Consider the following 23362-nt stretch of genomic DNA (forward strand, 5'->3'; position numbering starts at 1 on the left):
CCTCAGCCGGGCGTCCCGAGCACGCGGATCTGCGCCTCGGTGCTCTCCTGCGCGGCCGCAGCGAAGGCCAGCATCGAGGCGAGGTGGGCCTCGTCGACGCCGACGAGGTCGGCGTGCAGCCGGTCGGTCAGCGGCCGGTAGTAGCCCGCGATCCGGTCGAGGGTCTCGGGCGTCGGCTCGACCACCACGCGTCGCCGGTCGTGCGGGTCGGGCACGCGCCGGACGTAGCCCGCGGCCTGCAGCCGCTCGACCATCCGGGAGGCCGCGCCGCTCGTCAGGCCGACCCGCCGTCCGAGCTCGCCGGGGCTGCTCGGACCGTGCCGGGACAGCTCGTAGAGGCACTGCAGGCCGGTCTCGGTGACCTGCAGGCGGGCGGCGACCATCCCGTTGAACTGCACGACGGCCACGGTCCACCCGGTCAGCGCCCCGACGACCTCCGCCGCCAGCCGGTCGCGCTCGTCCACCCTGCCCCCTGTTGACAGCCGTACTCCTGCACCGCACAGTAGCTGCATGACGCAGATACTTCCTGATGCAGCGGAGAGCCTACGGCCCGATCCCTTCGCGGCGTCGGAGGGAGGGCTCTCCGACCGGTGCCCGATGAGCGTCCCGGGCGGCCCCGTCGTCGTCGCCGAGGCGCCGGGCGGCGGGCCCGCGTACGTCGTCACGGACCACGACCTGGCCCGCGCGGTGCTCGTCGACCCGCGCATCGGCAAGGACCCCGCGCTCGCCCCGCCGTCGTGGGACCGGTGGACGTCCGGGCTGGAGCCGACGGCGGCCGAGCAGCCGTCGCTGACGACGCTCGACGGTCCCGCGCACGCCGCGCTGCGCCGCGCGCACGCGCCGCTGCTGTCGGCCCGGCGGGCGGCCGCGTTCGCGCCGCGCATCCGCGAGATCGCCCGCGGCCTGCTCGCCGACGCCGCGCGGGAGCCCGTCGTCGACCTGGCGGCGGACTTCACCACCCGCTACCCGCTCACGGTCCTGTGCGAGCTGCTCGGCGTCCCGCTCGACGAGATCGACCGCGCGGCCGAGGCCTGCCGGGGCGTCCTCGCCGGCGACCCGGCCGCCACCGGCCGCGCGATGGCCACCTACGGCGAGCTCGCCGCGTCGGCGCTGGCGCCGGGCCGGACCGGGCTGGCCGCGGAGCTGCGCGACACCGTCCCCGACGGCACCTCGACGGGCACGCTGCACTACCTGATCTTCACGCTGCTGTTCGCCGGGCAGCTCACCACCGACCCGGCCGCGGGCTTCCTGCTCGCCGACGCGCTCGACGGGGGCCGCCGCGAGGTGCCCGCCGACGACCTCGTCCGCGACGTCCTGCGCCGCCACCCACCGGCGCCGCTGAGCCTGTGGCGCTTCACGACCGAGGAGGTCGAGCTCGCCGGCACGACCCTGCCCGCCGGCAGCCCGGTGCTCGTCGACATCGCCGGGATCGGCGCGACGGTCACCGACGGCGCCGACCTGTCCTTCGGCGCCGGCCCGCACTTCTGCACGGGGGCGCACCTGGCGCAGACGGAGCTGCGGGTGCTCGTGGAGGTGCTGCGGGAGGGGTACCCCGACGCCCGCCTCGCCGTCCCGCACTCCGCGCTGCGCCAGGAGCGCCCGGCCGGGCTCGGCGGCGCCCGCCTCACGGCCCTGCCGGTGCGGCTGGTGCCCTGAGCTCGGCTCCCGCGCGGGTGGTGCCGATCAGGGGTCCGACCCGCTACCGTCGCGGTGGTCCCGCACCAGGAGGTGCCCTTGTCGGCGATCGCACTCCCTCCGGGCGGGGGCCGCGGTTTCGGGCCCGCGCACGCCAAGGTCGAGTTCGGCGAGAGCGAGGACTTCGCCGTCTTCGAGTCGGTGCTCCCACCCGACTGGGCCGGTCCGCCGCCCCATCTGCACCGGGCCTACGACGAGGCCTTCTACGTGGTCGACGGATCGGTGGCCTTCACGCTCGACGGCGGGACCGCCACCTGCCCGGCGGGGTCGTTCGTCTTCGTTCCGCGCGGCGCGGCACACGGGTTCGCCAACCCGGCCCCGGCGCCGGCCACGATCCTGGTGATCGCGAGTCCCGGGGCGATCCGCCTGGTCGAGAGCATCTACCAGGTCGCGGAGCAGGCAGATCCTCCCGATCCCGACGCCATGGCCGCGTTGTACGCCGAACACCGGAGCGAGATCCTCCCGCCTGCCGCGGCTCGAGCGCGGCCGTAGGGCCCAGGAGCTCCACGTGGGCTCCTCGCGCCGCTGCACGACCGGTTCCGGCGGATCAGGGCCCGTGGTTCACCGGTAGTTGGTGAACTGCAGCGCGATCCCGAAGTCCTTGCTCTTCAGCAGCGCGATCACCGCCTGCAGGTCGTCCTTCTTCTTGCCCGACACCCGCAGCTGGTCGCCCTGGATCTGCGCCTGCACGCCCTTGAACTTCTCGTCGCGGATGGCCTTGCTGATCTCCTTGGCCTTCTCCGACTCGATGCCCTGGATGATCTTGCCGTTGACCTTGTAGACCTTGCCCGAGATCGCCGGCTCGCCCGCCTCGAAGGCCTTCATGGAGATGCTGCGCTTGACCAGCTTCTCCTTGAACACCTCGACCGCGGCCAGCGCCCGCTCCTCGGTCTCGGACTCGATCGTCAGCGCCTCCTCGCCCGACCACGTGATGGTGGTGCCGGTGCCGCGGAAGTCGAACCGCTGGGAGAGCTCCTTCGCGGCCTGGTTCAGGGCGTTGTCGACCTCCTGGCGGTCGACCTTGCTCACCACGTCGAACGACGGGTCTGCCATGCGGTCCTCCTGATCGCCGGGGCCGGGGACGCACCCCCCAACCGGCTGTCGTATCCTCGTCGAGCGCTACGGCGCACCGGGGCAGGTTGCCCGAGTGGCCAAAGGGAGCGGACTGTAAATCCGTCGGCTTAGCCTACGAAGGTTCGAATCCTTCACCTGCCACACCCCGGGGAAGCGGCCCCTGACCAGCGGAAACACGGTCGGGGGCCGCTTCTGCGTCTGTCCCGCTATGTCCAGCTCCAGACGGCTGTTTACGGCCATCCACGGACCATGCACGGACTGATCTTCACGATCCAGCACGGAGGGCCTCCTCCACCCGGCGCCGCGCGGTCGCGTCCTGGCCGGCGATGCACTTGGCGTAGACGCGGAGCAGGACATCCACGCTGTGCCCCGCCCACGCAGCAACCTGGGGCGCCGGAACGCCACCGTTGAGCCACGTGGACGCTGCCGCGTGCCGGAGGTCGTAGGGACGACGGGCGAGCGGCGAGGCGGCCTCCTCGGCGCTCAGCGCCACAGCCCGCGCAACCGCCCAGCGCCGGCCGTACAGGCTCTCCGAGAGCGGCCCACCCCGCACGCCCCGGAACAGTCGGCCATCCAGACCGGTCCCGTGGTCGTCGAGGTGCTGATGCAGCAGCGCAGTCAGCTCCGGGGGAGAGGGCACCACACGGATCTCCTCCGTGCCCCGGTGCTTCAACTGGCGAGGCTCCCGCCGGGTCCCGGACTCGCTCCACGAGCGCCCGGCCGAGGGCGCCGACGTGCTCAGGTACAGCTCGCCCCACCCCTTTGTCGGGAGCGACAGGGCGTCCTTCCGGAGGTCCACCGCCTCCCCGGGCCGGAGTGCGGCGTAGTACATGACCCCGAAGAACGCGACCATGCGCGCGCCGACCGGCTCTTGTGCTCGCACGGCGTCGAGCAGAGCACGAGCCTGCCCGTGATTGATCACCACCCGCGGGTTCACCGCCTGGGTGACCTTGAAGCGCGCCACTTGATCGACGCGGACCGGATTGCCGGACAGGTGTCCGAGCTCCACCGCGTACCCCACCGCGATTTCCGCGCACGGCTTGCAGATGTCGTCTCGGCGCGACCCGCAGGGGGACGGGGACGACGTCAACCCGGCCCCAGATCGCGGCCCCGCTACGTCGGGACCGTGACGGTTGGGCTGGCCCACCAGATCGCGGCCGCCGTCAAGTTCTTCCAGCTCGACGGTATCGATCCTTGACGTTGGAGGCGACGCCCTCGCCAACGGCGCGGACCCCGGGCTGCGCAACCCGCATGCCGATCAGCTGGCGCTCGCCGCATGCGTCCGAACCGGCATCCCGGCACGCCTGCCTGTTACCGGCGCCGGTCTCGATGGCGAGGTTCCCGCCGAGGTCGTGGAGAAGCTCCTGGCCCAGCTCGACGTGAAGTCCGAACCTGTTCTCGCTAACGCAGCCACTACCGTTGTCCGACACGTGTTCGACTGGCACCCGTCCGAGGCATCGGACTTCTTGCTGCCGCAGCGGCCGGACGGCCGGCGCGGCCGAGTCACCGTCCGCGATGCGGGGAACGACGTGGCGATGACCGGCGCCGCCACTGGTGTCTCCGCTGGTCGACGCCAGCCGAGCCGCCGACATCGCCCCGGCAGCACACCTGATCAAACCGAGTCACTCGGCGAAGCCGAGCAGTCATCCGCGGCCTCACGGGAATCTCGGGAATCGAATACGAGACCAAGAAGGCGGCCTGGATAGCCGACCGCTGGCCACAGGCGACAACCGCCGGCCTCTCAGGCACCGACCGCTTAGTCGGTATGCGCACGGCGCGGACTTCGTGAGCGTCGCCGGCTGTTGTAACTGCTTGGCGCGACCACACTGCCCGCGTTCGCCACCCTGAGCGACCTACTCGCGGCCGAACGCCGAGAACGCTATGAGCTGTCTTTGTACCGAACCTCCGACGTCACACAGGCAGCACGCCTGATCGCCGTCGAGCAGACGCTGAGTCGAAGACCGCGACTATGTATCCGGGTCATCCACGCACACAGTCACTTCATGCCGCCGCGAGCTAGGCCGTGTCGCGGCACGTCGTAGTCACGGTGACCAATGCAGGCTCGCTGCCGAAGTTGGTCACTTCCAACAACCCGTAGTTGCCAGCCAGGTCCGGCGCGATCCACCCAGTCCCGAACACGATGTCAGGGTCAGTGGTTGATCCGGTTGCCGACACGCCCTCGTCCCCGGGGTCGCAGTCACCGCCGCGAGCGACCGTTGTGCTCATAGCGGGCATGAGGAAGGTCCGCGCTCGCTCGTAGTTGGATACCACGGGTGGTGGCGGCTCGATCCGCACGCATCGCTTGATGTGGGTCACCCCCACCGCCGATGCGCGCTCGCACGCCCTTGGGGTGTCACCGGGTGCGACTGTCGGAACGAGCACGAGGGCACCAGCCGCCAGCAGGGATAAGATCATGTGACTTCACCTCTCTGTCGACCTCATGTCGGTCCTCTCGAATCTTTCGTTACAAGTGGCCTCTTTTCAGAGCCTGGAAGGTGACGTCTGCGCCATGTACAGAGCCTGATGTGTCGCACCGTCAAGAAATCTCGCGCCACCTCAGTTATTGTCGCGCATATGAGTTTCAGTCCTCGATCGGATTGCTCCGGCGGTAACCGTATGGATGCCGTCTCGCAGTCAGGTGTCAGGGGGCCCGCAATCCTTTTGTCGTGCTGTATAGCGCGGGTCGCGCGGTAACGCTGCTCGAACGGTCATGTCCAACAGGGCCAATCCCGGCCTCCCGCCCACGTTCACAAGGACGAGGAGCAGGAAGGCCGATCAGGCCCGAGCGTCAGGCATCAGGTGTCACTGGGACGTCAAGCATTAACCGGACCGGACACACACGCGTCACTGTTCTACTGCCGAAGCTGTCTCATGGGATCAAGGCGCCGCCTCCGGCTACGCCGGACCCGCTCGGCTCGCGCACTCCTGCCTCCGGCCCGTGCGCGGCCGGCGGGACCGCTGCGCCGGCGTCCGTCCACATCACGCGCCGCCATCGATCGCCCGAACGATCCGCCCCGACCGCCAGCAGCCGTGCGCCCCGACCGCGAACGCAACGCGCAGGCCACTTCACCTGACCGAACCAGTGCTCATCTCACGAAGCCGCAGGTGCTGCACCGTGCGCGACCTTGCGCGCCGGGTACCACGACTCCCCGACCGGCTCCCCGGCCATGTTCCAGCTCCACGACACCTCAGGCGCGATCCGCAAGAACACCCCCGGACCGATCATGCCGACCCGCTCCACCGGGCCCTCCGCAACGCCGTACACCCGCACACCGCGAGCGATGAACGGATCCAGGGACACCAGGTCGTCCACCACCAGCGCCACCCGGCGCTCCCCAGCGGCGACGTTGCGGAACTTCCGCGTCGCGAGCACCGACGACGGATCACCGCCACCCACCCAGAAGAACACCCCGTCGAACTCCACCGCGACAGGCACCACGTCCGGTTGCCCGTCCTCGCCCACCGTCGCCAACCGCCCCAACGAGTGCGAACGCAGGTACGCGACCTCGGCATCGTCGAACGTCATCCCGACCCACTCTCCTCAACCGTCTGCGACCAGTCGCGCCAGTCTGGCCGAGACACTGCACGAGCCGGGCTCCGCCCGCGCCCGACGCCGCTCCGGAGATCAGGGGAGGGGCACTTGGGGCGGCGACCTCCTCGCGGCGCGCCTGAAGGCAGCCAGACCGGCCGGTGAGGGGCAAGGCGGGCGTGCCCCGCCCCCCACCGCCCGGCCCGGCAGGGTTCCACCCGCGCCGCGAGTTCCACCTGCCACACCCCGGACACGCGGCCCCTGACCAGCGAGAAGCTGATCAGGCGCCGATCTCGTCCGTGCGCTCGCGCCTACTTCCGCACGCGGAACCGGAGCATCGTCACCGGGCCCGACCGGGTGGTGTCGATCGGCTCGAGGTCGATCCGGCCGAGTCCCGCAGCCGAGAACCGGACGCCGTCGCCGAGCAGCAGCGGCATGAGGTAGACGAGCACCTCGTCGACGAGCCCCCGCTGCAGGCACTGGGCGGCGAGATCGGCCCCGAGGATCTCCAGGTTCTTCCCGCCCGCGGCGGCGCGCGCGGTGGCGACGGCCTCCTCGACGTCGCAGGTGAGGTAGGTGACGCCCCGCTCCGGCTCGTCCGGCGGGCGGTGGGTCAGGACGAACAGCGGGCCGCCCTCGTAGTCGGCGCCGTCGGGCGACATCCGCTTGCCGACCTCGTGGGTGCGCCGACCGGCCAGCATCGCCCCGGTGGCCTGCATGACCTCCGGGAACAGGGTCTCGCTCCGGTACTCGAGGACCCAGTCCATCGTGTCGTCGGGACCGGAGATGAAGCCGTCCAACGACATCGCCCTGTTCACCACGACCTTGCCCGCATCCGCATCGCTCATGCCGGTACCGACCGGCCGGGCGTCCGGAACTCATCGGTGCCCGCGCGCTCCGCGGTGTTCGTCCGACTGGAGGTTGTCCCGGCGCCCCCGCCACGGCCACGCTGGCCCCTCGCACATCCGGCTCTGTGGCACGGGGGAGTGGACACCGATGTTGTTCTTCTTCAGCGTTCGCGTCGAGCACAGCGGAGTGACCTTCGACGAGCTGTGGGACGAGTGGGAGAAGGAGGTCGACGCGGCGCAGGGCGCGGTCTCGGCCGGCAAGATCAAGGAGATCTACAAGGTGAGCGGGCAGCGCCGCGTCGTGGGCATCCTGGACGTGGAGTCCCACGAGGAGCTGGACCGCATCGTGATGGCCGGGCTGCCGATGACCCACATGCTGGAGTTCGAGGAGATCGTCCCGGTGCGCGACTACGCGGGCTTCGCCGACGACGTGCGCAAGCGGTGGCAGCAGTAGCCGACAAGATCGACTTCAAGCGGGAGCTGCCCTGCTACCGCGCGGGTCGCACGCCGCAGGTCGTCGACGTCCCGGACCTGCAGTACCTCATGGTCGACGGCCACGGCGACCCGAACACGCCCGCCTACGCCGACGCGGTGTCGACGCTCTACCCCGTCGCCTACGGCCTGAAGGCGCTGAGCCGCGCGCGGCTCGGCCGCGACGCCGTCGTGATGCCGCTGGAGGGCCTGTGGTGGGCGGACGACATGAGCACGTTCACCACGGCCCGGGACAAGTCGCGGTGGGACTGGACCATGATGATCATGGCACCGCCGTGGACCACGGCGGCGATGGTCGCCGAGGTGGTCGAGCAGGTGGGTCGGAGGAAGCGGCCCCCGCGGCTCGACGACCTCCGCCTGGAGCCGCTGTCCGAGGGCCGCTGCGTCCAGGTGCTGCACGTCGGCACGTACGACGACGAGGCCGACCTCCTGCGCCACGTCCACGAGGAGTTCCTCCCCGCCCAGGGGCTCGCGATGACGGGCAAGCACCACGAGATCTACCTCGGCGACCCGCGCCGGGCCGACCCCGCGAAGCTCCGCACCATCCTGCGCCAGCCGGTGCTCGACACGCGGGCGGCCGACCGCCATGATCGGCCGCTCGACGTCCACGACGAGGAGCCACCGTGAGCCGGTACGAACGCGTCCAGGCGCACGACGGCGGGTCCTTCGACGCCTTCTGCGCCCTCCCGGACCGCGAGCGCGCGCCCGGTGTGCTGCTGTTCCAGGAGATCTTCGGCATCAACGACAACATCCGCGGGCTCGCCGAGCGGCTGGCCGCCGCCGGGTTCGTGGTGCTGGCGCCCGACGTGTTCTGGCGGATCGAGCCCCGGTTCGAGCGCAAGGACGAGTCGGGGCTGGACGAGTGCATGGCGATGGTGCAGCAGCTGGACTGGGGGCTGGCCGCGGCCGACCTGACGTCGACGTTCGCGCACCTGCTCGCCATGCCCGAGTGCGACGGGGCCGTCGGCGGCGTCGGGTTCTGCCTCGGCGGCACGCTGGCCTACGTCTTCGCGACGTCGTCGCGGGTCGAGGGTCGCGGGCCGGAGGCCGTCGTCTCCTACTACGGGTCCGGCATCCACGACATGCTCGACCGCGCCGGCTCGCTCGAGTGCCCGACGCTGTTCCACTACGGCGACCGCGACCCCTTCATCCCGGGCGAGCAGATCGCGGCGGTCGAGGCGGCGCTGGGCGGGCGCCCGGACGTCACCGTCCACCACTACGACGCCGGCCACGCCTTCTCCAACTGGGACGCGCCGTCGATGTACGCCGCCGACGCCGCCGAGCTGGCCTGGGGACGCACCCTCGACTTCTTCGGCACCCGGCTGCGCCGCTGACCTCAGCGGACGGGGGTACGGCGCGAGCGCGCCAGGCCCAGCGCGCCGACCGCCGCCGCGGCCAGCCCGACGACCACGGCGACGTAGCCGCCGACGATCCCGTAGCCGGTGCCGGGACCGCCCCCGGCGGCGGCCACGACGAGCCCGCCGAGCACGACGGCGACCGCGCCCGCGACGACGGCCGCGGCGGCTGCGCCGCGGCCGGAGCGGGTGAGGGACAGGACGCCGACGACGACGCCCGCCACCCCCAGCGCCCCGGCCACGAGGGACCACAGGCGCCCGGGGGTGAGCGACGACGTGCTGACGGCGGCGAGCAGGGGGTGGACGGACACGGGGGCTCCTCCTGGGCGAACGGCGCGAACGGGACGCCGCCGATCCTGTCTGCCGGCGCACCGCCCGTCGTCCTGCCGGGGGCGACGGTTCCGGCTGCCGCCGCCGCGGCAGGACCCCGGCGACTACCACGGCTGCGGTAGCCGGGAGATGCTCCGCGCGCAGGAGTCGCCCGGGGCGGCACCGGGCTAGCGTGCACGCATGGTGCGGACCGGCGTCGGCGACGCGGCGGTCGCGGTCGGCCTCACGGCGGTCCTGGTGGTCACCGAGCTGACCACCGACCGCGCCGGCCCCGGCCCCCTCGGCTGGGTGCTGCTCGTGGCCGGGGGCCTGTCGCTGGCGGCGCGCCGCCGGGCCCCGGTCGCCGTGCTGGCCGTGACCGGGGCGTCCGCCCTGGCCTGCCTGGCCCTCGGGTCCGCCGTGCCCGCCGTCGCCTTCCTCGTCGCGGTGTACGCGGCGGTGCGGGCCGGGCACCGCGTCGCCGCGGCGGTGGGGTCGGTGCTGCTGCTGGCCGCGTTCCCGCTCGCCCTGCTCGCCCCGCCGCACGGGCTCCCGGTGGGCGAGGCGCTCGTGCAGGCCCGCGACGTCCTCCCGCTGGCCTGGCTGGTCGCGGCCGCCGCGGCCGGGGAGGCGCTGCGCCAGGCCGAGCGCCGGGCGGACGAGGCCGAGCGCACCCGCGAGGAGACCGCGCGGCGCCGCGCCGACGAGGAGCGCCTGCACATCGCGCGGGAGCTGCACGACTCCCTCACCCACCAGATCTCGGTCATCACCGTGCAGGCCGAGGTCGCCGTCCACCTGGCCCGCAAGCGGGGCGAGGAGGTGCCCGACGCCCTGCTGGTGATCCGGGACGCCGGACGCGAGGCGAGCCGCGAGCTGCGCGCCACCCTGGAGGCCCTGCGCGACGACGAGCGCGACCCGGCACGGGGGCTCGACGGCGTCCCGGACCTGGTGGAACGCGCGCGCACGGCGGGCCTGGACGCGACGCTGACCGTCGAGGGGTGCCGCCCCGACCTGCCGCCCGCCGTGGACCGGACGGCGTACCGGATCGTCCAGGAGTCGCTCACGAACATCGCACGGCACGCCGCCGCCGCGAGCGCCTCGGTCCGTATCGACTACCGGCCCGACGCCCTGGTCATCCGCGTCGACGACGACGGCACCGCCACGCCCGACCGCGAACCGGTGCCGGGCGTCGGGCTCCTCGGGATGCGCGAGCGCGTCACCGCCCTCGGGGGCCGGTTGCGGGCGGAGCCGCGCAGCGGGGGCGGCTTCACCGTGCACGCCGACCTCCCCGTGGCCGGGCCGTCGTGATCCGGGTCCTGCTGGTCGACGACCAGCCGCTCATCCGCAGCGGCTTCCGCGCGCTCCTCGACGCCGAGGACGACCTCGAGGTGGTGGCCGAGGCCGCCGACGGCGCCGCGGGGCTGGAGCTGGCCCGGCGGCACCTGCCCGACGTCGCGCTCGTCGACGTCCGGATGCCGGTGCTGGACGGCATCGAGCTCACCCGGCGCATCGCCGCGGACCCGGCGCTGGCCGCGGTGCACGTGGTCGTCCTGACCAACTACGGCCTGGACCCCTACGTCGTCGACGCCCTGCGCGCCGGCGCGGCCGGGTTCCTCGTCAAGGACGTCCAGCCCGAGGACTTCCTGCACGCCGTGCGCGTCGCCGCGCGCGGGGACGCGCTGCTGGCCCCGTCGATCACCCGCCGGCTGATCGACCGGTTCCTCGCCGACCCGCCCGGCCCCGCCACCGGGCTCGACGCGCTCACCCACCGCGAGCGCGAGGCCGTCGCCCTCGTCGCCCGCGGCCTGTCCAACGACGAGATCGCCCACCGCATGGTGATCAGCCCGCTGACCGCGAAGACCCACGTCAACCGGGCCATGACCAAGCTGCACGCCCGTGACCGCGCCCAGCTCGTCGTCCTGGCCTACGAGTCCGGGCTGGTGGTGCGGCGCGGGCGCTGACCGGTCAGCGGAAGTCGTTCTCCGCCAGCACGACCACCCACGCCCGGCGCTCGCAGATCAGCCCGTCGCGCATCACGAAGACCTCGGCCATCGACATCTCCTGCACCGACCCGTCGTCGCGCCCGACGTTGCCGGTCAGCTCGGCCATCACCGTGTCGCCCTCCTCCACCATCCGGACGACCCGCAGGTCCGGCTTCCCGGTGAACCCGTCGCCGTCGATCGCGGCGTCGTAGGCCTCCTTGCCCTGCAGGTGGAAGGCGCCGTACACGGTCCAGCGGATGTCGTCGGTGAGGCAGCCGAGGATCTGCGCGTGGTCCATGCGGCGGAACCCCTCGAGGTAGCGCTCGACGGTGTCCTTGTTGCGGCTGTGCGTCATGCCGGGACCGACCGCCCGGGCGCCCGGAACTCATCGCGCGGGGCCGGCGCCCCGCTCGGCGCCCCCTCGGCGGTCGGGTGTCACTGGGCGGTCCTCCACATCTGCGCCGCGGTCGCGTTGCAGGTCCACTGCTGGATGCGGGCGCCGTTGTGGACCGCGCCGGCGTTGACGTCGAGGCACTTGCCGCTGTTGAGGTTGACCAGGGGCAGGTGGACACCGTTGTGCGGGGAGCCCCAGTACCAGTACTGGTGGGTGTCGGCGGAGCAGCCGTACTGGTCGACCTGCGCCCCGTTGGCCGTGGAGTTGTCGCGCACCTGCAGGCACAGGTACGGGGCCTCCTTGTTGATGATCTGGAAGAACGGCCTGCCCTGGGGGGTGGTGCCGACCCGGCGCAGGGCGAACCGCTGGTTGGCCGAGCCGTAGCACTGCCAGAGCTGGGCGCGGGCGCCGTAGTCGGCGTCCTCGGTCCGGATGTCGACGCACTTGGTGCTGCCGAGTCCGACGAGCGTGTACCAGGTGATGTCCTGGGCTGCGGCGGTCGCGGGGACCGCGGTCGTGCCGATCAGGGCAGCCAGCGCGAGTCCGGCGGCGGCCAGGACGCGAGCGATCGTGGTGAGGGGCATGGGGTCGTCCGTTCCGGTGGTGGGTTGTTGCGGCGAAGCATCGCCACCGGTCGTTCCTGGAACGTTCCTCACCGCTCATCCCCGGTGCTCCGGCGTGCTCCCGACCACCACCGTCGCCTCCCGCTCCCCGTCGACGACGACCCGCGCGGCCATCCCGTGGCGCTCCACCGCCGCCCGGGTGAGCGGGGCCTGGCGCGTGCTCGTCTCGATCAGCAGGTGCCCGCCGGGGGCGAGCCAGCGCGGGGCCGCGGCGGCCACCCGCTGCTGGACGCCGGTGCCGTCCGGCCCGCCGTCGAGCGCCGCCCGCGCCTCGAACAGGCGCGCCTCGGCCGGCATGAGGTCGATCTCGCGGGTCGGCACGTAGGGGGCGTTGGCGACGAGGACGTCGACGCGCCCGTGCAGCCGGGCGGGCAGCGGGGCGTCGAGGTCGCCCACGTGGACGTGCCCGCCGGGGAGGTTGCGCCGGGCCAGCGCGACGGCGGCCGGGTCGACGTCGGCGGCGTGCACCTCGGCGTTCGGCACGGCCGCGAGCACGGCCGCGGCGACGGCGCCGGTGCCGCAGCAGAGGTCGACGACCACCGCGCCCGGGCCGCTCAGCGCGACGGCCCGCTCGGCCAGGAACTCCGTGCGCACCCGTGGCACGAACACCCCGGGCCCGACGGCGATCCGCAGCCCGCAGAACTCCGCGTACCCGACGACGTACTCCAGCGGCTCGCCCGCCACGCGGCGCGCGACCAGTGCGTCGAGCCCGGCCGGGGTGGCGGCCGCGCCCCGCAGCAGCCGCGCCTCGTCCTCGGCGAACACGCACCCCGCCGCCCGCAGCCGGTCCACCAGGGCGTCGGTCACCACAGGAGGATCACCACGGCGGGAGTCACGCCGCCGCCACGCTCTCCACCGCCGCCTCCAGCGACGCGTACCCGATGCGGGTGGCGAGCTCGACGCGCCGGCGGTCGATCGTGAGGCCGTGGACGCCGACGTCGCTCAGCGGCAGCACCGCGCGCAGGTGCACGCCGCTGCGGGACGGGTGCCCGGCGTCGTCGAGCACGGCCAGCGCGGGCCCGTGCCGCACGCTCTCCTGGGTCATCGCGCCGAGCCCGGGGGCGAACCGGTCGAGCGCGCGGGCCCAGCGCGCCGGCCCGGCGCCCGGGTCGCCCGCCCGGAGCTCGGGCAGGGTGCGGTTGAGCAGGGCGAGGACGTGCGTGGAGCCGTCGCGCAGGGCCCGGAGCACGGGCAGCGGCTCCGCCACCGACCCGTCGATCCAGCGGCGCCCGTGCAGCGCGACGGCGGGCCCGGCCAGCACCGGGATGGCCGCGGTGGCGCGCAGGGCGAGGCGCCACTCCTCGACGGTGGCGGGCTCCAGGACGTGCGGGGTCAGGTCGTCGGCCGCGGTGGCGATGACCCGCAGCGGCACGGGGGAGTCGCGCAGGTCCTCCCAGGACATCGGCTTGGCGATGGTGAGGATGTGGTCGAGCAGGTGGTCCAGCGACACCACCGGGCGGCGGGTGCCCAGCCGGCGCGGGTCGACGAACGCCCGGCACGCCATGTCCTCGAAGAAGATGTGCGCGGCGCCGCGGCCGTCGCCGAGCAGCAGCGCGCCGCCGATGTAGGCGCCCGCCGAGCTGCCGTAGACGACGTCGAAGCAGTGGCCGAGCCCGGCGTCGTCGAGGGCGTGCGCCATCCCGCCCGCGTAGGCGCCGCGCATCCCCCCGCCGCTGACGACGAGCGCGATGCGGTGGCCGTCGTCGCGCCGGCCGGAGTCGCGGCGGTGGACGAGCGCGCGGAGCACCTCGTCGTCGCCGGGGAGGGGGAGCACCTCCGCATCATCTCCGGACGGCCCCGGGTCAGACCAGCACCCCCGGGTTGAGGACCCCGCGCGGGTCGAGCACGGCCTTCACCGCGCGCAGCGACGCGGCGAACAGGTCGGGCCGCTGCCGGTCGTAGCCGGGGCGGTGGTCGCGGCCGACGGCGTGGTGGTGGGTGATGGTCGCGCGGTGCCGCCCCAGCACCTCGGTCGCCGCCGCGCGGATCTCGTCCCACGCCCCGAGCTGCATCCCGGGGCGCCCGCCGGCGAGCACCGTGAAGTAGGGCGCGGGCCCGTCGGGGTAGAGGTGGGTGAGGCGGCAGTTGACGATCCCGTCGACGCCGCAGACCTCGCGCGCCGCGGCCCCGACCTCCGTGCGCACGGCCTCGACCAGCACGTCCGCGGTGTCCCAGGTGCACGCCGTCTCGAACGTCTCGACGATCGCGCCGCAGCGGGCGAGGCCGTCGCGCAGGTAGGGCATCCGCAGGAACGCCGAGCGCCACGAGGCGACCGCGCCGTCGCGGCCGTCCGTGCACTCCTCCGCCACCCCGCCGTGGGCCAGGGCGATCTCCAGCGGGCCGGCGACGTCGACGGGCCCGTGCGCCGACTCCGCCCCCAGCACGAGCACCGCGTGCCCGCCGGACGCGGCGCCGGAGAAGTGGGCCTCGCCGTGGTCGAGCAGCCGGCAGTTCGCCAGCGTGACGCCGGACTGCGCGATCTCCCGGACGGCCGCCAGCGCGTCGGGGAACCGGACGAACCGCACCGCCGCCGACGCCCGGTGCTCCGGGCGGCGCTGCACCCGCAGCCACGCCTCGGTGATCACCCCGAGCGCGCCCTCCGAGCCGAGGAACAGCCGGTCGGGCGAGGGCCCCGCCCCCGACGCGGGCAGCCGCCACGACTCCGACACCCCGACCGGGGTGACGACCCGCAGCGACTCCACGACGTCGTCGACGTGCGTGGGCCCCATCGCGTAGTGCCCGCCGGAGCGGGTGGCGAGCCAGCCGCCGACGGTGGAGAACTCGAAGCTCTGCGGGAAGTGGCGCAGGGTCAGCCCGTGCGGGCGGAGCTGGTCCTCCAGGCCCGGCCCGAGCGTGCCGCCCTGCACGCGGGCGGCGCGGCTGGTGGCGTCGACCTCCAGGACGCGGTCGAGCCGGGTGAGGTCGAGCGAGACCCACGGGCCCTCGCCGCGGTACTCGGTGCCGCCGACGACCGAGCTGCCGCCGCCGTAGGGCACGACGGCGACGCCCGCGTCCCCGGCCCAGTCCAGCACCGCGGCGACGTCGTCCTCGGTCCGCGGGAGCACCACGACGTCGGGGGCGCCGGACAGGTCGCCGTCCAGGGCGCGGACGACGTCGCGGAAGGCCTTGCCGTAGGTGTGCCCGGCCCGGACGGCGGGCTCCGCGGTGCACAGACCGGCGAGCGCGGCGGGCGGGGCGGCCCGCGGCGCGCGCAGCTCGGGCACCTCCGGGACCGGCACCGGGTCCGTCGCGCACCCCGGCAACCCGGCCGCCAGCGCCGAGCACGCCTCGTCGGCCATGGCCTCGCCGGTCCAGCCCCATCCCCACCACGACCGCGTCCGCTGCTCCATCCGGCCCAGCATGCCCGTTCGGGTGTCTCCGCCGCGCGCCGCCTCCGCGCAGCCCGTCGGCGCGGTGAGTATCGGCCCCTGACCACTGCCGACCGCGCCGCGGAGGACCGATGGACCACATCACCGCGCGGCTCCGCTCCGCCCTGTGCCGCGCGGAGCACCTCGACGAGCGCGCGCTGGCCGAGCTCGGCCTGCCGGTGCGGCACTACGCGATGCTCGAGCTGCTCGCCGACGGGCCCGTCGCGCGCCAGCACGAGCTCGGCGCCGCCATCGGTCTGGACCGCACCACCACCGCGGCGCTGCTGCGCCGCCTCGACGACCGCGGCCTCGTCCGCCGCACCCCGATGCCCGGCAACGGCCGCGTGCTCGTCCTGGAGCTGACGCCCGCCGGGTCGGCCCTGCGCGCCGCCGCGGCCCAGCGCCTGCGCGACTGCGAGCAGCGGCTGCTCGCCCCGCTCACCCCCGAGGAGCGCACGCAGCTCCGCCGCACCCTCGACCGCCTGCTGGAGGTGGCCTCGTGAAGCACCGCACCCTGGCCGCGGTGCTCGCCGCCGCGCTCGCCGCCCCGCTGACCGCCGCCGCGGCCCCCGACCCCGGCCCGCCGCCGCTGCGGGTCGCGCCGGACGGCCGCTCCTTCACCGCGGGCGGGGCGCCGTTCCTGTGGCTCGGCGACACCGCGTGGGGCCTGCTCGCGACCGCCGACCCGGCCGAGGTGCGCCGCTACCTCGACGTCCGCGCCGCGCAGGGCTTCACCGTCGTGCAGACCGCAGTCCCGGACGGCGGCGACTGGAGCCGCGTCGACGCCGCGGTCGCCGAGGCCGCCCGGCGCGGCCTGCACGTCGCCGTCACCCCCGCGCTGCCCGCCGCGGCCGACGCGGCGTCGCTCGGGCGGTTCCTGGGCGCCCGCTACGGCGACCGGGTCGTCTGGGTGCTCGGCGACGGCACCGACGACGACGCCGCGACCTGGTCGGCGCTGGGCGAGGGCATCGCGGCCGGTGCCGTCGACGACCCGCTGATGACGTTCGAGCCGGGCCCCGGCCGGTCCTCGGCCGACGTCGTCGGCGACGCCGCGTGGCTGTCGTTCGCGCTGGTCCGCGGCGACGCGTGCGAGGACGCGGTGGACCGGGTGGGCGGCATGCTCGCCCGCCCCTTCCTCGACGCCCGCCCGGCGCAGGAGGACGCCCCCGCCTGCGCCGGATCGGGCTCGGCCACCACCGCGCTCGACGTCCGCCGCAGCGCCTACGCCGACGTCTTCGCCGGCGCGGCCGGCCACACCTACGGCCACCACGACGCCTGGGCCCCGGACGCCGCCGTCCGCGCCGCGGCGCTGGTGGACGAGGGCGCGATGCAGATGGCGCACCTGCGGGCCCTCACCGACTCGCGCGGCGCCCGCACCCCCGCTCCCGAACTGCTGGCCGACGGCACGGCCGGGGTGCTGCGCGCCCCCGACCACCTGATGGCGCACGTCCCCGCGGGGGAGGGCATCGCGCTCGACACCACCGCCCTGCCCGGCGAGGCGCTGCACGGCTGGTGGTTCGACCCCCGCACGGGCGTCCCGACCGACGCGGGGACGGTGCCCCGCTCGCCGTCGGCGTCGTTCTTCCCGCCGGTCACCGGCCCGGACGACGCCGGGCTCGACTGGGTGCTCGTGGTCGACGACGCCGCAGCCGGGCTGGCCCCGCCCGGGAATCAGTAGGGTGGCGGTGTGGCCGAACTGAAGGTGGAAGCCGAGCCGGCGGAGGTCGGGTTCGACCCGCAGCGGCTCGCCCGGATCGACGAGCACTTCGCCCGCTACGTCGACGACGGCCGGCTCGCCGGCTGGACCGTCGCCGTCGCCCGCCGCGACCGGGTGGTGCACGTGAGCCACCACGGGCTCGCCGACGTCGAGGCCGGGCGCCCCGTCGGCGACGACACGCTGTGGCGGATCTACTCGATGACCAAGCCGATCACCTCGGTGGCCGTGCTGATGCTCCACGAGCGCGGCCTGCTGGCGCTCACCGACCCGGTGGCGCAGTACCTGCCCGCGTTCGCCGACCTGCGCGTCTACCGCAGCGGGTCCGCCGCCAACCCCGGCACCGCGCCGGCCGCCGAGCCGATGCGGGTCTGGCACCTGCTCACCCACACCGCCGGGCTCACCTACGGCTTCCACCACGCGCACCCCGTCGACGAGATGTACCGCAGCCGCGGCTTCGAGTTCGGCGTGCCCGCCGGCATGGACCTGGCCACCGCCTGCGACACCTGGGCCCGCATCCCGCTCGTGCACCAGCCCGGCGCGGAGTGGAACTACTCGGTGGCCACCGACGTGCTGGGCCGGCTCGTCGAGGTGGTGTCGGGGAAGGCGCTGGACGCGTTCCTCGCCGAGGAGGTCCTCGGTCCGCTGGACATGACCGACACCGGCTTCGGCGCGGCCGACCCCGAGCGCCTCGCCGCGCTGTACGTCCCGAAGCCCGGCGGCGGCCTGCACCGCAACGACCGCATGGGCGACGCCGCGCTGCGCGAGCCGACCTTCCTCTCCGGCGGCGGCGGGCTGGTCTCCACCGCGGCCGACTACCACCGCTTCTGCCGCATGCTCCTGCGCGGCGGCGAGCTCGACGGCGCCCGCCTGCTGGGCCCGCGCACCCTGGCCTACGCCACCCGCAACCACCTGCCCGGCGACCAGGACCTCGCGTCGTTCGGGCGTCCGATCTTCGCGGAGTCCAACTTCGACGGCGTCGGCTTCGGCCTCGGCTTCTCGGTGGTCGTCGACGCCACCGCGGGCAAGGCCCTCACCAGCGACGGCGAGTACGCCTGGGGCGGGCTGGCCAGCACCGCCTTCTACGTCGACCCCGTCGAGGAGATCACCGCGATGTTCTTCACGCAGCTCATGCCGTCGAGCACGTACCCGATCCGTCCGCAGCTGCGGACGCTGGTGACCCAGGCGCTGGTGGACTGATGTCGAACGCGCTCGCCTTCGTCGTCCGGGTGGCGGTCGTCGCCGTCAGCCTGTGGGTGGCCACGCTGATCGTGCCGGGGATCGACGTCGCCGCGGGCGGCACCGTGAGCCAGGCGCTCACCCTCGTCGGCGTCGCGCTGATCTTCGGTCTGGTCAACGCGGTGCTCAAACCGCTGATCAAGGTGGTGGGCTGCCCGTTCTACGTGCTGACGCTGGGCCTGTTCGGGCTCGTCGTCAACGCGCTGCTGTTCCTGCTCGTCGGGTTCGTGGCCGACGGGCTGGGCCTGCCGTTCACCGTCGGAGGGTTCGGGGCGGCGTTCGTCGGGGCGATCGTGGTGGCCGTGGTCGGGTTCGTGCTGCACGTCGTCATCCCCGACCGGATCGACCAGCGCTAGATCGGCCAGCGCTCCTGGCGGTGCGCGCCGTCCCAGAACATCCACTCGTAGCGCGCGGTCGTGGCGAAGTGCCGCCGCATGCGGGCGAGGTCGGGCTCCGACAGCGCCGCGGCGGTGCGGTCGGTCTCGGCCAGCACGGCGTCGACGACGCCCTGGAAGTCCTCGCCCCCGTACATCGCGATCCAGCGCGCGTAGAGCGGGTCGGGCGAGCCCGCCTCCAGCAGCGTCGCGCCGACGCGGGCGTAGATCCAGTAGCAGGGCAGGACCGCGCCGACGGCGTCGGCGTAGGAGCCGCCGTGCGCCGTGGCGAGCAGGTAGCTGAGGTAGGCCTGGGTGGCCGGGGCGACCTCGTCGTCGAGGGTGCCGAGCTCGTCGAGCAGCGACGCGTGCAGGTCCCGCTCGGCCGCGATCGCGCCCGCCGCGTGCTGGGCGAACATCACCGTCGCGGACTCGTCGGGGGCCTTCGCGGCGCACACGGCGAGCGCCTTGGCGTAGCCGCGCAGGTAGTGCGCGTCCTGCACGACGTAGTGCCGGAAGGCCTCCCGCGGCAGCGTGCCGTCGGTGAGCCCGGTGAGGAACGGGTGGGCGAGGATCGCCTCGTAGACACCGGTGATGTCGGACCAGAGCACGTCGCGGGGAGCCACGAAGATCAGGTTAGCGCTCGGTCACGGCGCCCGTACGAACTGTGCGCGGAGGGTGAGACGTCGGTCACTCTTCGGGTACGATGGCGCCGGGACCCGGTTCTGCGGGCCCACTATGGGAAGCCCCATCAGGGTGGCCGCTCAATGGTGAGAGCCCCGCTACGCACGCGGAGGTGAGTCGGAATGAGCCCCGTACCCATGGATCATCACGAGAAGATGCGGCTGCGCGCAGCCGCGTTCCGGGTGACCCGTCTGTACCCCGGCCCCGTCGGTGAGGTGCTCTCGCGGGAGCTGCTCACCTGGGAGGAGTTCGGCTACCGCCTCGGCGGCGGCCAGCTCGTCATGCGGCTGGTCGACCACGTCCTGAAGACGCCGCTGGGCCAGGCCGAAGCAGCCTGAGCGGCCGGGCGTCACCGCCCGAACGTCGCCGTCACGGTGGCGTTCTCGGTGGCCGGCGCGCCGTCGAACAGGCCGCCCACGGCCCCCGCGACGACCAGCAGGGCCGCGAGCGTGACGGCCGTGCCCAGCCGGCCCGCGACGTCGACCGCACGCAGGGCGCGGTCGCGCGGGGTGGCGGTGCGGTGGTGGCGTCCCGTGGCCGGGGGTGCGGTCTGGAGCGGAGCGGACATGGCGGCACCGTTTTCGATCAGCGGGACGAGGAGGATGTCCGGGCCGGTGCGCGCGTGCCGGGTGTCCGTACGCACCGCATATCGCCCTCGCCCCGCTGTTCGTTAGCTCCCTGTCACCCGTTCGTGTCTTTCTGCAACCGTTCCCGCAGCTCGCGCTTGAGGACCTTGCCCGCCGCCGACACCGGGATGGCGTCGACGAGGTGCAGCTCGCGCAGCCGCTTGTACGGCGTGACCTGCGCGTTGACCGCCTCCATCAGCGCCTCGGGGTCGGCGCCGGGCGCCACGACGAACGCCACCGGCAGCTCCCCGACCTCCGGGTCCGGCCGCCCGACCACCGCCGCCCCCGCGACGCCGGGCTGCGCGTGCAGGATCTCCTCCAGGTCGCGCGGGTACACGTTGTAGCCCTTGTAGAGCAGCATGTCCTTCTTGCGGTCGACGATCGAGAGGTAGCCGTCCTCGTCGAGGACGCCGATGTCGCCGGTGCGCAGCCAGCCGTCGACGAGCACGGCCTCGTTGTCCTCGGGCCGGTCCTTGTAGCCGGTCATCACCTGCGGCCCGCGGATCACGACCTCACCCGGCTCCCCGGTGGGCAGCGCGGTCATGTCGGTGCCGGCCGGGTCGACGATCCGCACCTCGGTGTCGGCGACCGGCGGGCCGACCGTGCCGGGCTTGCGCACCGCCGAGCGCGCGGCCGGGCCGATCGTGGCGCCCATCGTGACCTCGGTGAGCCCGTACCCCTCGGTGATGACGACGTCCTCGCCGAGCCGGCGCTGCAGCCCCTGGATCATCTCGACGGGCAGCGGGGCCGCGCCCGAGGACAGGCCGCGGATGGTGGAGAGGTCACGCGTGGCGAAGTCGGGGTGGCGCAGCAGCGCGCCGTAGACCGGCGGTGCGCCGCTCATGCCCGTGATGCCGAAGCGCTCGGCGTCGGCGAGGTAGGCGCCGGGGTCGAAGCGCTCGTGGAGCACGGTCGTGGCGCCGGTGGCGGTGGGGACGTTGAGCCCGCCGATCGTGCCCATCGCGTGGAACCACGGCGCCAGCCCGATCGCGACGCCCGTGCCCAGCCGCGTCGGGAACTCCTCGGGGGAGCCGACCTGGTCGAGGACGATGCCGCCCTCGTCGTCGAGGGTCGGGACGCTGCCGGTGCCGCCGCACGCGTACTGCAGCACGTTGACCACGACGTTGCGGTGCGGCAGCTGCACGCCCTTCGACCGGCCCGTCGTGCCGCCGGTGTAGGCGAGGTGGGCCAGGTCGCGGTGGACGTCGATCTCGACGGCCGGCGGCGCGGTCGGGGCGTCGGCGTGGAACTCCTCGAAGTCGCGGGCGTCGCCGAGCGAGCCGTCGAGGGTGAGCCGGTGCGCCGGGTCGACGGCCTGCTCGCGGTCGGTGACGAGCACGAGCCGGATCGCGGTCCGGTCGCGCACCGCGGCCAGCGCGGGCGCGGCCGGGGCCCACGTGACGGCGGCGACGGCGCCGCAGTCGGCGAGCTGCGCGGCCAGGTCGGGCGGGGGCAGCAACGGGTTCGTGGGGGAGAACGTGGCGCCCGCCAGCAGGATCCCGTAGTAGGCGACGGCGTACTGGGGGCAGTTGGGCAGGTGGATCGCGACGACGTCGCCGCGCCCGATCCCGGCGCCGTGCAGGGCGTTGGCGAAGGCCCCCGCGCGGGAGTGCAGCTCGGCGTAGGTGAGCTCGCGGCCCGCGAAGTGCAGCGCGGTGCGGTCGCCGTAGCGCCGGGCCGAGCCCGCGAGCAGCGCGTCGACCGGGACCTCGGGGTAGTCCAGCGTGGTCATCGGACGCTCACGGGCATGCTCTTGATCCCGTTGATGAACATCGACTGGAGGCGGCGAGGCTCGGCGGTGGCGTGGATGTCGGGCACGCGCGTGAGCAGCTCGCGGAACATCACCGCCATCTCCCGGCGCGCGAGGTGGGCGCCCAGGCAGAAGTGCGGCCCGGCCCCGCCGAAGCCGACGTGCGGGTTGGGGGAGCGCCGGACGTCGAACGCGTCCGGGTCGGTGAAGTGCGCGGGGTCGCGGTTGGCCGCCCAGTAGAAGAGCAGCACCTTGTCGCCCTCCGACATCGCCTGCCCGCCCAGCACGGCGTCGACGGCCAGGGTGCGCCGCATGTAGATCACCGGCGACGCCCAGCGGACGATCTCCTCGACCGCGGTCGGCGTGACGGCGTCGAGGTCGTCGAGCCAGATCCGGCGCTGCTCGGGGTGGTCGGTGAGCAGCTTGAGGCCCCAGCTGATCGCGTTGCGGGTGGTCTCGTTGCCGGCGACGACGAGCAGGATGAAGAAGCTCGCCAGCTCGTCGGGGGTGAGGCGCTCGCCGTCGATCTCGGCGTTGACGAGCGCGGACGTCACGTCGTCGGTCGGGTTCTGCTCGCGGTGGCGGCCCAGGTCGCGCATGAGCTCGGCGAGCGCGTTGCCCGCCTCCAGCAGCGCCACGATGATGTTCTCGGCGTCCGGGACGTACTCCGGGTCGCTCGCGCCGAGGATGACGTTCGACTTCTGGAACACGAAGTCGTACTGGCTCTCCGGCACGCCCATCATGTCGCAGACGATCTTGAGCGGCAGCCGTGCGGAGATCGCGGTGACGGCGTCGACCTCACCGGCGTCGACGATGTCGTCGACGATCGCGGTGGCGGTGGCCTGCACCTCGTCGGTGAGCGCGGCCAGGCGCCTCGGGGTGAACCCGCGGGAGACGATCCGGCGCAGGCGCGCGTGCCGCGGGTCGTCGGTGTTGATCATCGAGCCGTAGAACTCGAGGAACTCCGGCGGCATGTCGGCGATGCTCGTCGCGCCCGGACCGGAGGTGAACACCTTCGCGTTGCGGCTCGCCTCCACGAGGTCGTCGAGGCGGGTCAGCGCCCAGTAGCCGGCGCCCTGGGGCAGGAACGCGAACTGCGGCTCCTCGAAGAACGGCACCGGCTCCCGCTCCCGCAGCGCCGCGAAGGCGGCGGCCCGCTCGGCGACGGGAGCGGTCCAGAAGCGCTCGACATCGGACAGGTTCGGCCGGGTGGTCCAGGTCGTGCTCGACGTCATCGGCGCGCCTCCTCGTGAGTCGGGTCACCTCACCCTAGGGACGCGCGGGCGGCGATCAAGGGGCCCCGCGG

The 23362-nt window shown here is 73.9% G+C and carries 28 protein-coding genes and 1 tRNA gene; 14 read left to right on the top strand and 15 right to left on the bottom strand.

Features of this window, described 5'->3' with window-relative positions:
• Nucleotides 1-2 precede the first annotated feature (2 nt).
• On the bottom strand, nt 3-464 hold the full coding sequence (locus tag HOP40_RS11730; RefSeq protein ID WP_205347164.1) for a MarR family winged helix-turn-helix transcriptional regulator: 462 nt from the start codon (nt 462-464) through the stop codon (nt 3-5).
• Nucleotides 465-597: 133 nt separating this feature from the next.
• Between HOP40_RS11730 and HOP40_RS11735 the strand changes: the two genes are divergently transcribed.
• The gene (locus HOP40_RS11735; protein ID WP_240157632.1) at nt 598-1656 is read left to right on the top strand and encodes a cytochrome P450; all 1059 of its coding nucleotides are present in this window, start codon (nt 598-600) and stop codon (nt 1654-1656) included.
• A 78-nt stretch (nt 1657-1734) separates the two neighbouring features.
• Nucleotides 1735-2187, top strand: a complete 453-nt coding sequence (locus HOP40_RS11740; protein WP_172157601.1) for a cupin domain-containing protein — start codon at nt 1735-1737, stop codon at nt 2185-2187.
• Between the two features lie 69 nt (nt 2188-2256).
• Here HOP40_RS11740 and HOP40_RS11745 read toward each other — a convergent pair whose 3' ends face one another.
• The gene (locus tag HOP40_RS11745; RefSeq protein ID WP_172157603.1) at nt 2257-2748 is read right to left on the bottom strand and encodes a YajQ family cyclic di-GMP-binding protein; all 492 of its coding nucleotides are present in this window, start codon (nt 2746-2748) and stop codon (nt 2257-2259) included.
• Between the two features lie 80 nt (nt 2749-2828).
• On the opposite strand from HOP40_RS11745, the gene HOP40_RS11750 reads away from it, so the two are divergent.
• Nucleotides 2829-2910 (top strand) — tRNA-Tyr (locus HOP40_RS11750).
• A gap of 124 nt (nt 2911-3034) precedes the next feature.
• Here HOP40_RS11750 and HOP40_RS11755 read toward each other — a convergent pair.
• The gene (locus HOP40_RS11755) at nt 3035-3778 is read right to left on the bottom strand and encodes a tyrosine-type recombinase/integrase (protein ID WP_240157633.1); all 744 of its coding nucleotides are present in this window, start codon (nt 3776-3778) and stop codon (nt 3035-3037) included.
• Nucleotides 3779-3902: 124 nt separating this feature from the next.
• Between HOP40_RS11755 and HOP40_RS36775 the strand changes: the two genes are divergently transcribed.
• The gene (locus tag HOP40_RS36775; protein ID WP_172157605.1) at nt 3903-4475 is read left to right on the top strand and encodes a DUF1152 domain-containing protein; all 573 of its coding nucleotides are present in this window, start codon (nt 3903-3905) and stop codon (nt 4473-4475) included.
• A 1385-nt stretch (nt 4476-5860) separates the two neighbouring features.
• On the opposite strand, the gene HOP40_RS11765 is transcribed toward HOP40_RS36775, so the two are convergent.
• Nucleotides 5861-6295, bottom strand: a complete 435-nt coding sequence (locus HOP40_RS11765; RefSeq protein WP_172157607.1) for a PPOX class F420-dependent oxidoreductase — start codon at nt 6293-6295, stop codon at nt 5861-5863.
• A gap of 314 nt (nt 6296-6609) precedes the next feature.
• Nucleotides 6610-7146, bottom strand: a complete 537-nt coding sequence (locus HOP40_RS11770; RefSeq protein ID WP_172157609.1) for a dihydrofolate reductase family protein — start codon at nt 7144-7146, stop codon at nt 6610-6612.
• 148 nt (nt 7147-7294) lie between these two features.
• Here HOP40_RS11770 and HOP40_RS11775 point away from each other — a divergent pair, with 148 nt between their 5' ends.
• From HOP40_RS11775 to HOP40_RS11785, 3 genes are read left to right on the top strand one after another with little or no spacing between them, the layout of a single operon-like run.
• A complete protein-coding gene (locus HOP40_RS11775) occupies nt 7295-7600 on the top strand; it encodes a muconolactone Delta-isomerase family protein (RefSeq protein ID WP_172157611.1) in 306 nt (101 codons plus the stop codon).
• Nucleotides 7588-8265, top strand: coding sequence for a GyrI-like domain-containing protein (locus HOP40_RS11780; RefSeq protein ID WP_205347165.1), 678 nt, complete (start codon nt 7588-7590; stop codon nt 8263-8265). The genes HOP40_RS11775 and HOP40_RS11780 overlap by 13 nt, the downstream gene beginning before the upstream one ends.
• Nucleotides 8262-8972 carry a dienelactone hydrolase family protein gene (locus HOP40_RS11785; protein ID WP_172157614.1) on the top strand — a complete coding sequence of 237 codons (711 nt, stop codon included), beginning with the start codon at nt 8262-8264 and terminating at the stop codon, nt 8970-8972. The genes HOP40_RS11780 and HOP40_RS11785 overlap by 4 nt, the downstream gene beginning before the upstream one ends.
• Before the next feature lie 2 nt (nt 8973-8974).
• On the opposite strand, the gene HOP40_RS11790 is transcribed toward HOP40_RS11785, so the two are convergent.
• On the bottom strand, nt 8975-9304 hold the full coding sequence (locus tag HOP40_RS11790) for a DUF6223 family protein (protein ID WP_172157616.1): 330 nt from the start codon (nt 9302-9304) through the stop codon (nt 8975-8977).
• A 199-nt stretch (nt 9305-9503) separates the two neighbouring features.
• Between HOP40_RS11790 and HOP40_RS11795 the strand changes: the two genes are divergently transcribed.
• Together HOP40_RS11795 and HOP40_RS11800 are read left to right on the top strand one after the other, a co-directional pair.
• On the top strand, nt 9504-10610 hold the full coding sequence (locus HOP40_RS11795; protein WP_172157618.1) for a sensor histidine kinase: 1107 nt from the start codon (nt 9504-9506) through the stop codon (nt 10608-10610).
• Complete coding sequence (locus HOP40_RS11800; protein WP_172157620.1) at nt 10607-11263, top strand: response regulator; 657 nt, start codon at nt 10607-10609, stop codon at nt 11261-11263. The genes HOP40_RS11795 and HOP40_RS11800 overlap by 4 nt, the downstream gene beginning before the upstream one ends.
• 4 nt (nt 11264-11267) lie before the next feature.
• Here HOP40_RS11800 and HOP40_RS11805 read toward each other — a convergent pair whose 3' ends face one another.
• The 5 genes from HOP40_RS11805 to HOP40_RS11825 form a co-directional block, all read right to left on the bottom strand.
• A complete protein-coding gene (locus HOP40_RS11805; protein WP_172157622.1) occupies nt 11268-11639 on the bottom strand; it encodes a nuclear transport factor 2 family protein in 372 nt (123 codons plus the stop codon).
• Between the two features lie 80 nt (nt 11640-11719).
• Nucleotides 11720-12262, bottom strand: a complete 543-nt coding sequence (locus HOP40_RS11810; protein WP_172157624.1) for an RICIN domain-containing protein — start codon at nt 12260-12262, stop codon at nt 11720-11722.
• 75 nt (nt 12263-12337) lie between these two features.
• A complete protein-coding gene (locus HOP40_RS11815; protein ID WP_172157626.1) occupies nt 12338-13108 on the bottom strand; it encodes a putative protein N(5)-glutamine methyltransferase in 771 nt (256 codons plus the stop codon).
• Nucleotides 13109-13133: 25 nt separating this feature from the next.
• Nucleotides 13134-14075, bottom strand: coding sequence for a patatin-like phospholipase family protein (locus HOP40_RS11820; RefSeq protein WP_172157628.1), 942 nt, complete (start codon nt 14073-14075; stop codon nt 13134-13136).
• Nucleotides 14076-14103: 28 nt separating this feature from the next.
• Nucleotides 14104-15651: an FAD-binding oxidoreductase gene (locus tag HOP40_RS11825; RefSeq protein ID WP_240157634.1), complete on the bottom strand. Its 1548-nt coding sequence runs from the start codon at nt 15649-15651 to the stop codon at nt 14104-14106.
• 110 nt (nt 15652-15761) lie between these two features.
• Here HOP40_RS11825 and HOP40_RS11830 point away from each other — a divergent pair, with 110 nt between their 5' ends.
• Genes HOP40_RS11830 through HOP40_RS11845 form a run of 4 tightly spaced genes read left to right on the top strand, consistent with a single transcriptional unit; the run spans nt 15762 to nt 18978 of the window.
• On the top strand, nt 15762-16172 hold the full coding sequence (locus HOP40_RS11830; RefSeq protein ID WP_172157632.1) for a MarR family winged helix-turn-helix transcriptional regulator: 411 nt from the start codon (nt 15762-15764) through the stop codon (nt 16170-16172).
• The gene (locus HOP40_RS11835) at nt 16169-17347 is read left to right on the top strand and encodes an apiosidase-like domain-containing protein (protein WP_172157634.1); all 1179 of its coding nucleotides are present in this window, start codon (nt 16169-16171) and stop codon (nt 17345-17347) included. Before HOP40_RS11830 ends, HOP40_RS11835 begins: the two co-directional genes overlap by 4 nt.
• A 9-nt stretch (nt 17348-17356) precedes the next feature.
• A complete protein-coding gene (locus tag HOP40_RS11840) occupies nt 17357-18583 on the top strand; it encodes a serine hydrolase domain-containing protein (RefSeq protein ID WP_172157636.1) in 1227 nt (408 codons plus the stop codon).
• A complete protein-coding gene (locus HOP40_RS11845) occupies nt 18583-18978 on the top strand; it encodes a phage holin family protein (protein ID WP_172157638.1) in 396 nt (131 codons plus the stop codon). Before HOP40_RS11840 ends, HOP40_RS11845 begins: the two co-directional genes overlap by 1 nt.
• Here the strand turns inward: HOP40_RS11845 and tenA are convergent.
• Complete coding sequence (tenA, locus tag HOP40_RS11850; RefSeq protein WP_172157640.1) at nt 18975-19622, bottom strand: thiaminase II; 648 nt, start codon at nt 19620-19622, stop codon at nt 18975-18977. The two genes, HOP40_RS11845 and tenA, sit on opposite strands and share 4 nt — an antisense overlap.
• Before the next feature lie 180 nt (nt 19623-19802).
• Here tenA and HOP40_RS11855 point away from each other — a divergent pair, with 180 nt between their 5' ends.
• A complete protein-coding gene (locus tag HOP40_RS11855; RefSeq protein ID WP_172157642.1) occupies nt 19803-20018 on the top strand; it encodes a hypothetical protein in 216 nt (71 codons plus the stop codon).
• A gap of 11 nt (nt 20019-20029) precedes the next feature.
• Here the strand turns inward: HOP40_RS11855 and HOP40_RS11860 are convergent, their stop codons facing one another.
• The 3 genes from HOP40_RS11860 to HOP40_RS11870 form a co-directional block, all read right to left on the bottom strand.
• Nucleotides 20030-20248, bottom strand: coding sequence for a hypothetical protein (locus tag HOP40_RS11860; protein ID WP_172157644.1), 219 nt, complete (start codon nt 20246-20248; stop codon nt 20030-20032).
• Between the two features lie 113 nt (nt 20249-20361).
• Entirely contained in the window at nt 20362-22038 is a 1677-nt protein-coding gene (locus tag HOP40_RS11865) for a class I adenylate-forming enzyme family protein (protein WP_172157646.1), read from the bottom strand.
• A complete protein-coding gene (locus HOP40_RS11870) occupies nt 22035-23291 on the bottom strand; it encodes a cytochrome P450 (protein WP_172157648.1) in 1257 nt (418 codons plus the stop codon). Before HOP40_RS11870 ends, HOP40_RS11865 begins: the two co-directional genes overlap by 4 nt.
• Nucleotides 23292-23362: the final 71 nt, after the last annotated feature.

The sequence above is a fragment of the Pseudonocardia broussonetiae genome (genome assembly GCF_013155125.1).
GTDB lineage: Bacteria > Actinomycetota > Actinomycetes > Mycobacteriales > Pseudonocardiaceae > Pseudonocardia > Pseudonocardia broussonetiae.

What these genes read in the sequence shown, in the direction of transcription:
- HOP40_RS11735 (WP_240157632.1), top strand. Translation starts at nt 598, where the DNA reads ATGAGCGTCCCGGGCGGCCCCGTCGTCGTCGCCGAGGCGCCGGGCGGC.
- HOP40_RS11745 (WP_172157603.1), bottom strand. Translation starts at nt 2,748, where the DNA reads ATGGCAGACCCGTCGTTCGACGTGGTGAGCAAGGTCGACCGCCAGGAG.
- HOP40_RS11765 (WP_172157607.1), bottom strand. Translation starts at nt 6,295, where the DNA reads ATGACGTTCGACGATGCCGAGGTCGCGTACCTGCGTTCGCACTCGTTG.
- HOP40_RS11770 (WP_172157609.1), bottom strand. Translation starts at nt 7,146, where the DNA reads ATGAGCGATGCGGATGCGGGCAAGGTCGTGGTGAACAGGGCGATGTCG.
- HOP40_RS11775 (WP_172157611.1), top strand. Translation starts at nt 7,295, where the DNA reads ATGTTGTTCTTCTTCAGCGTTCGCGTCGAGCACAGCGGAGTGACCTTC.
- HOP40_RS11795 (WP_172157618.1), top strand. Translation starts at nt 9,504, where the DNA reads ATGGTGCGGACCGGCGTCGGCGACGCGGCGGTCGCGGTCGGCCTCACG.
- HOP40_RS11805 (WP_172157622.1), bottom strand. Translation starts at nt 11,639, where the DNA reads ATGACGCACAGCCGCAACAAGGACACCGTCGAGCGCTACCTCGAGGGG.
- HOP40_RS11810 (WP_172157624.1), bottom strand. Translation starts at nt 12,262, where the DNA reads ATGCCCCTCACCACGATCGCTCGCGTCCTGGCCGCCGCCGGACTCGCG.
- HOP40_RS11825 (WP_240157634.1), bottom strand. Translation starts at nt 15,651, where the DNA reads ATGGAGCAGCGGACGCGGTCGTGGTGGGGATGGGGCTGGACCGGCGAG.
- HOP40_RS11830 (WP_172157632.1), top strand. Translation starts at nt 15,762, where the DNA reads ATGGACCACATCACCGCGCGGCTCCGCTCCGCCCTGTGCCGCGCGGAG.
- HOP40_RS11845 (WP_172157638.1), top strand. Translation starts at nt 18,583, where the DNA reads ATGTCGAACGCGCTCGCCTTCGTCGTCCGGGTGGCGGTCGTCGCCGTC.
- HOP40_RS11855 (WP_172157642.1), top strand. Translation starts at nt 19,803, where the DNA reads ATGAGCCCCGTACCCATGGATCATCACGAGAAGATGCGGCTGCGCGCA.
- HOP40_RS11860 (WP_172157644.1), bottom strand. Translation starts at nt 20,248, where the DNA reads ATGTCCGCTCCGCTCCAGACCGCACCCCCGGCCACGGGACGCCACCAC.
- HOP40_RS11865 (WP_172157646.1), bottom strand. Translation starts at nt 22,038, where the DNA reads ATGACCACGCTGGACTACCCCGAGGTCCCGGTCGACGCGCTGCTCGCG.
- HOP40_RS11870 (WP_172157648.1), bottom strand. Translation starts at nt 23,291, where the DNA reads ATGACGTCGAGCACGACCTGGACCACCCGGCCGAACCTGTCCGATGTC.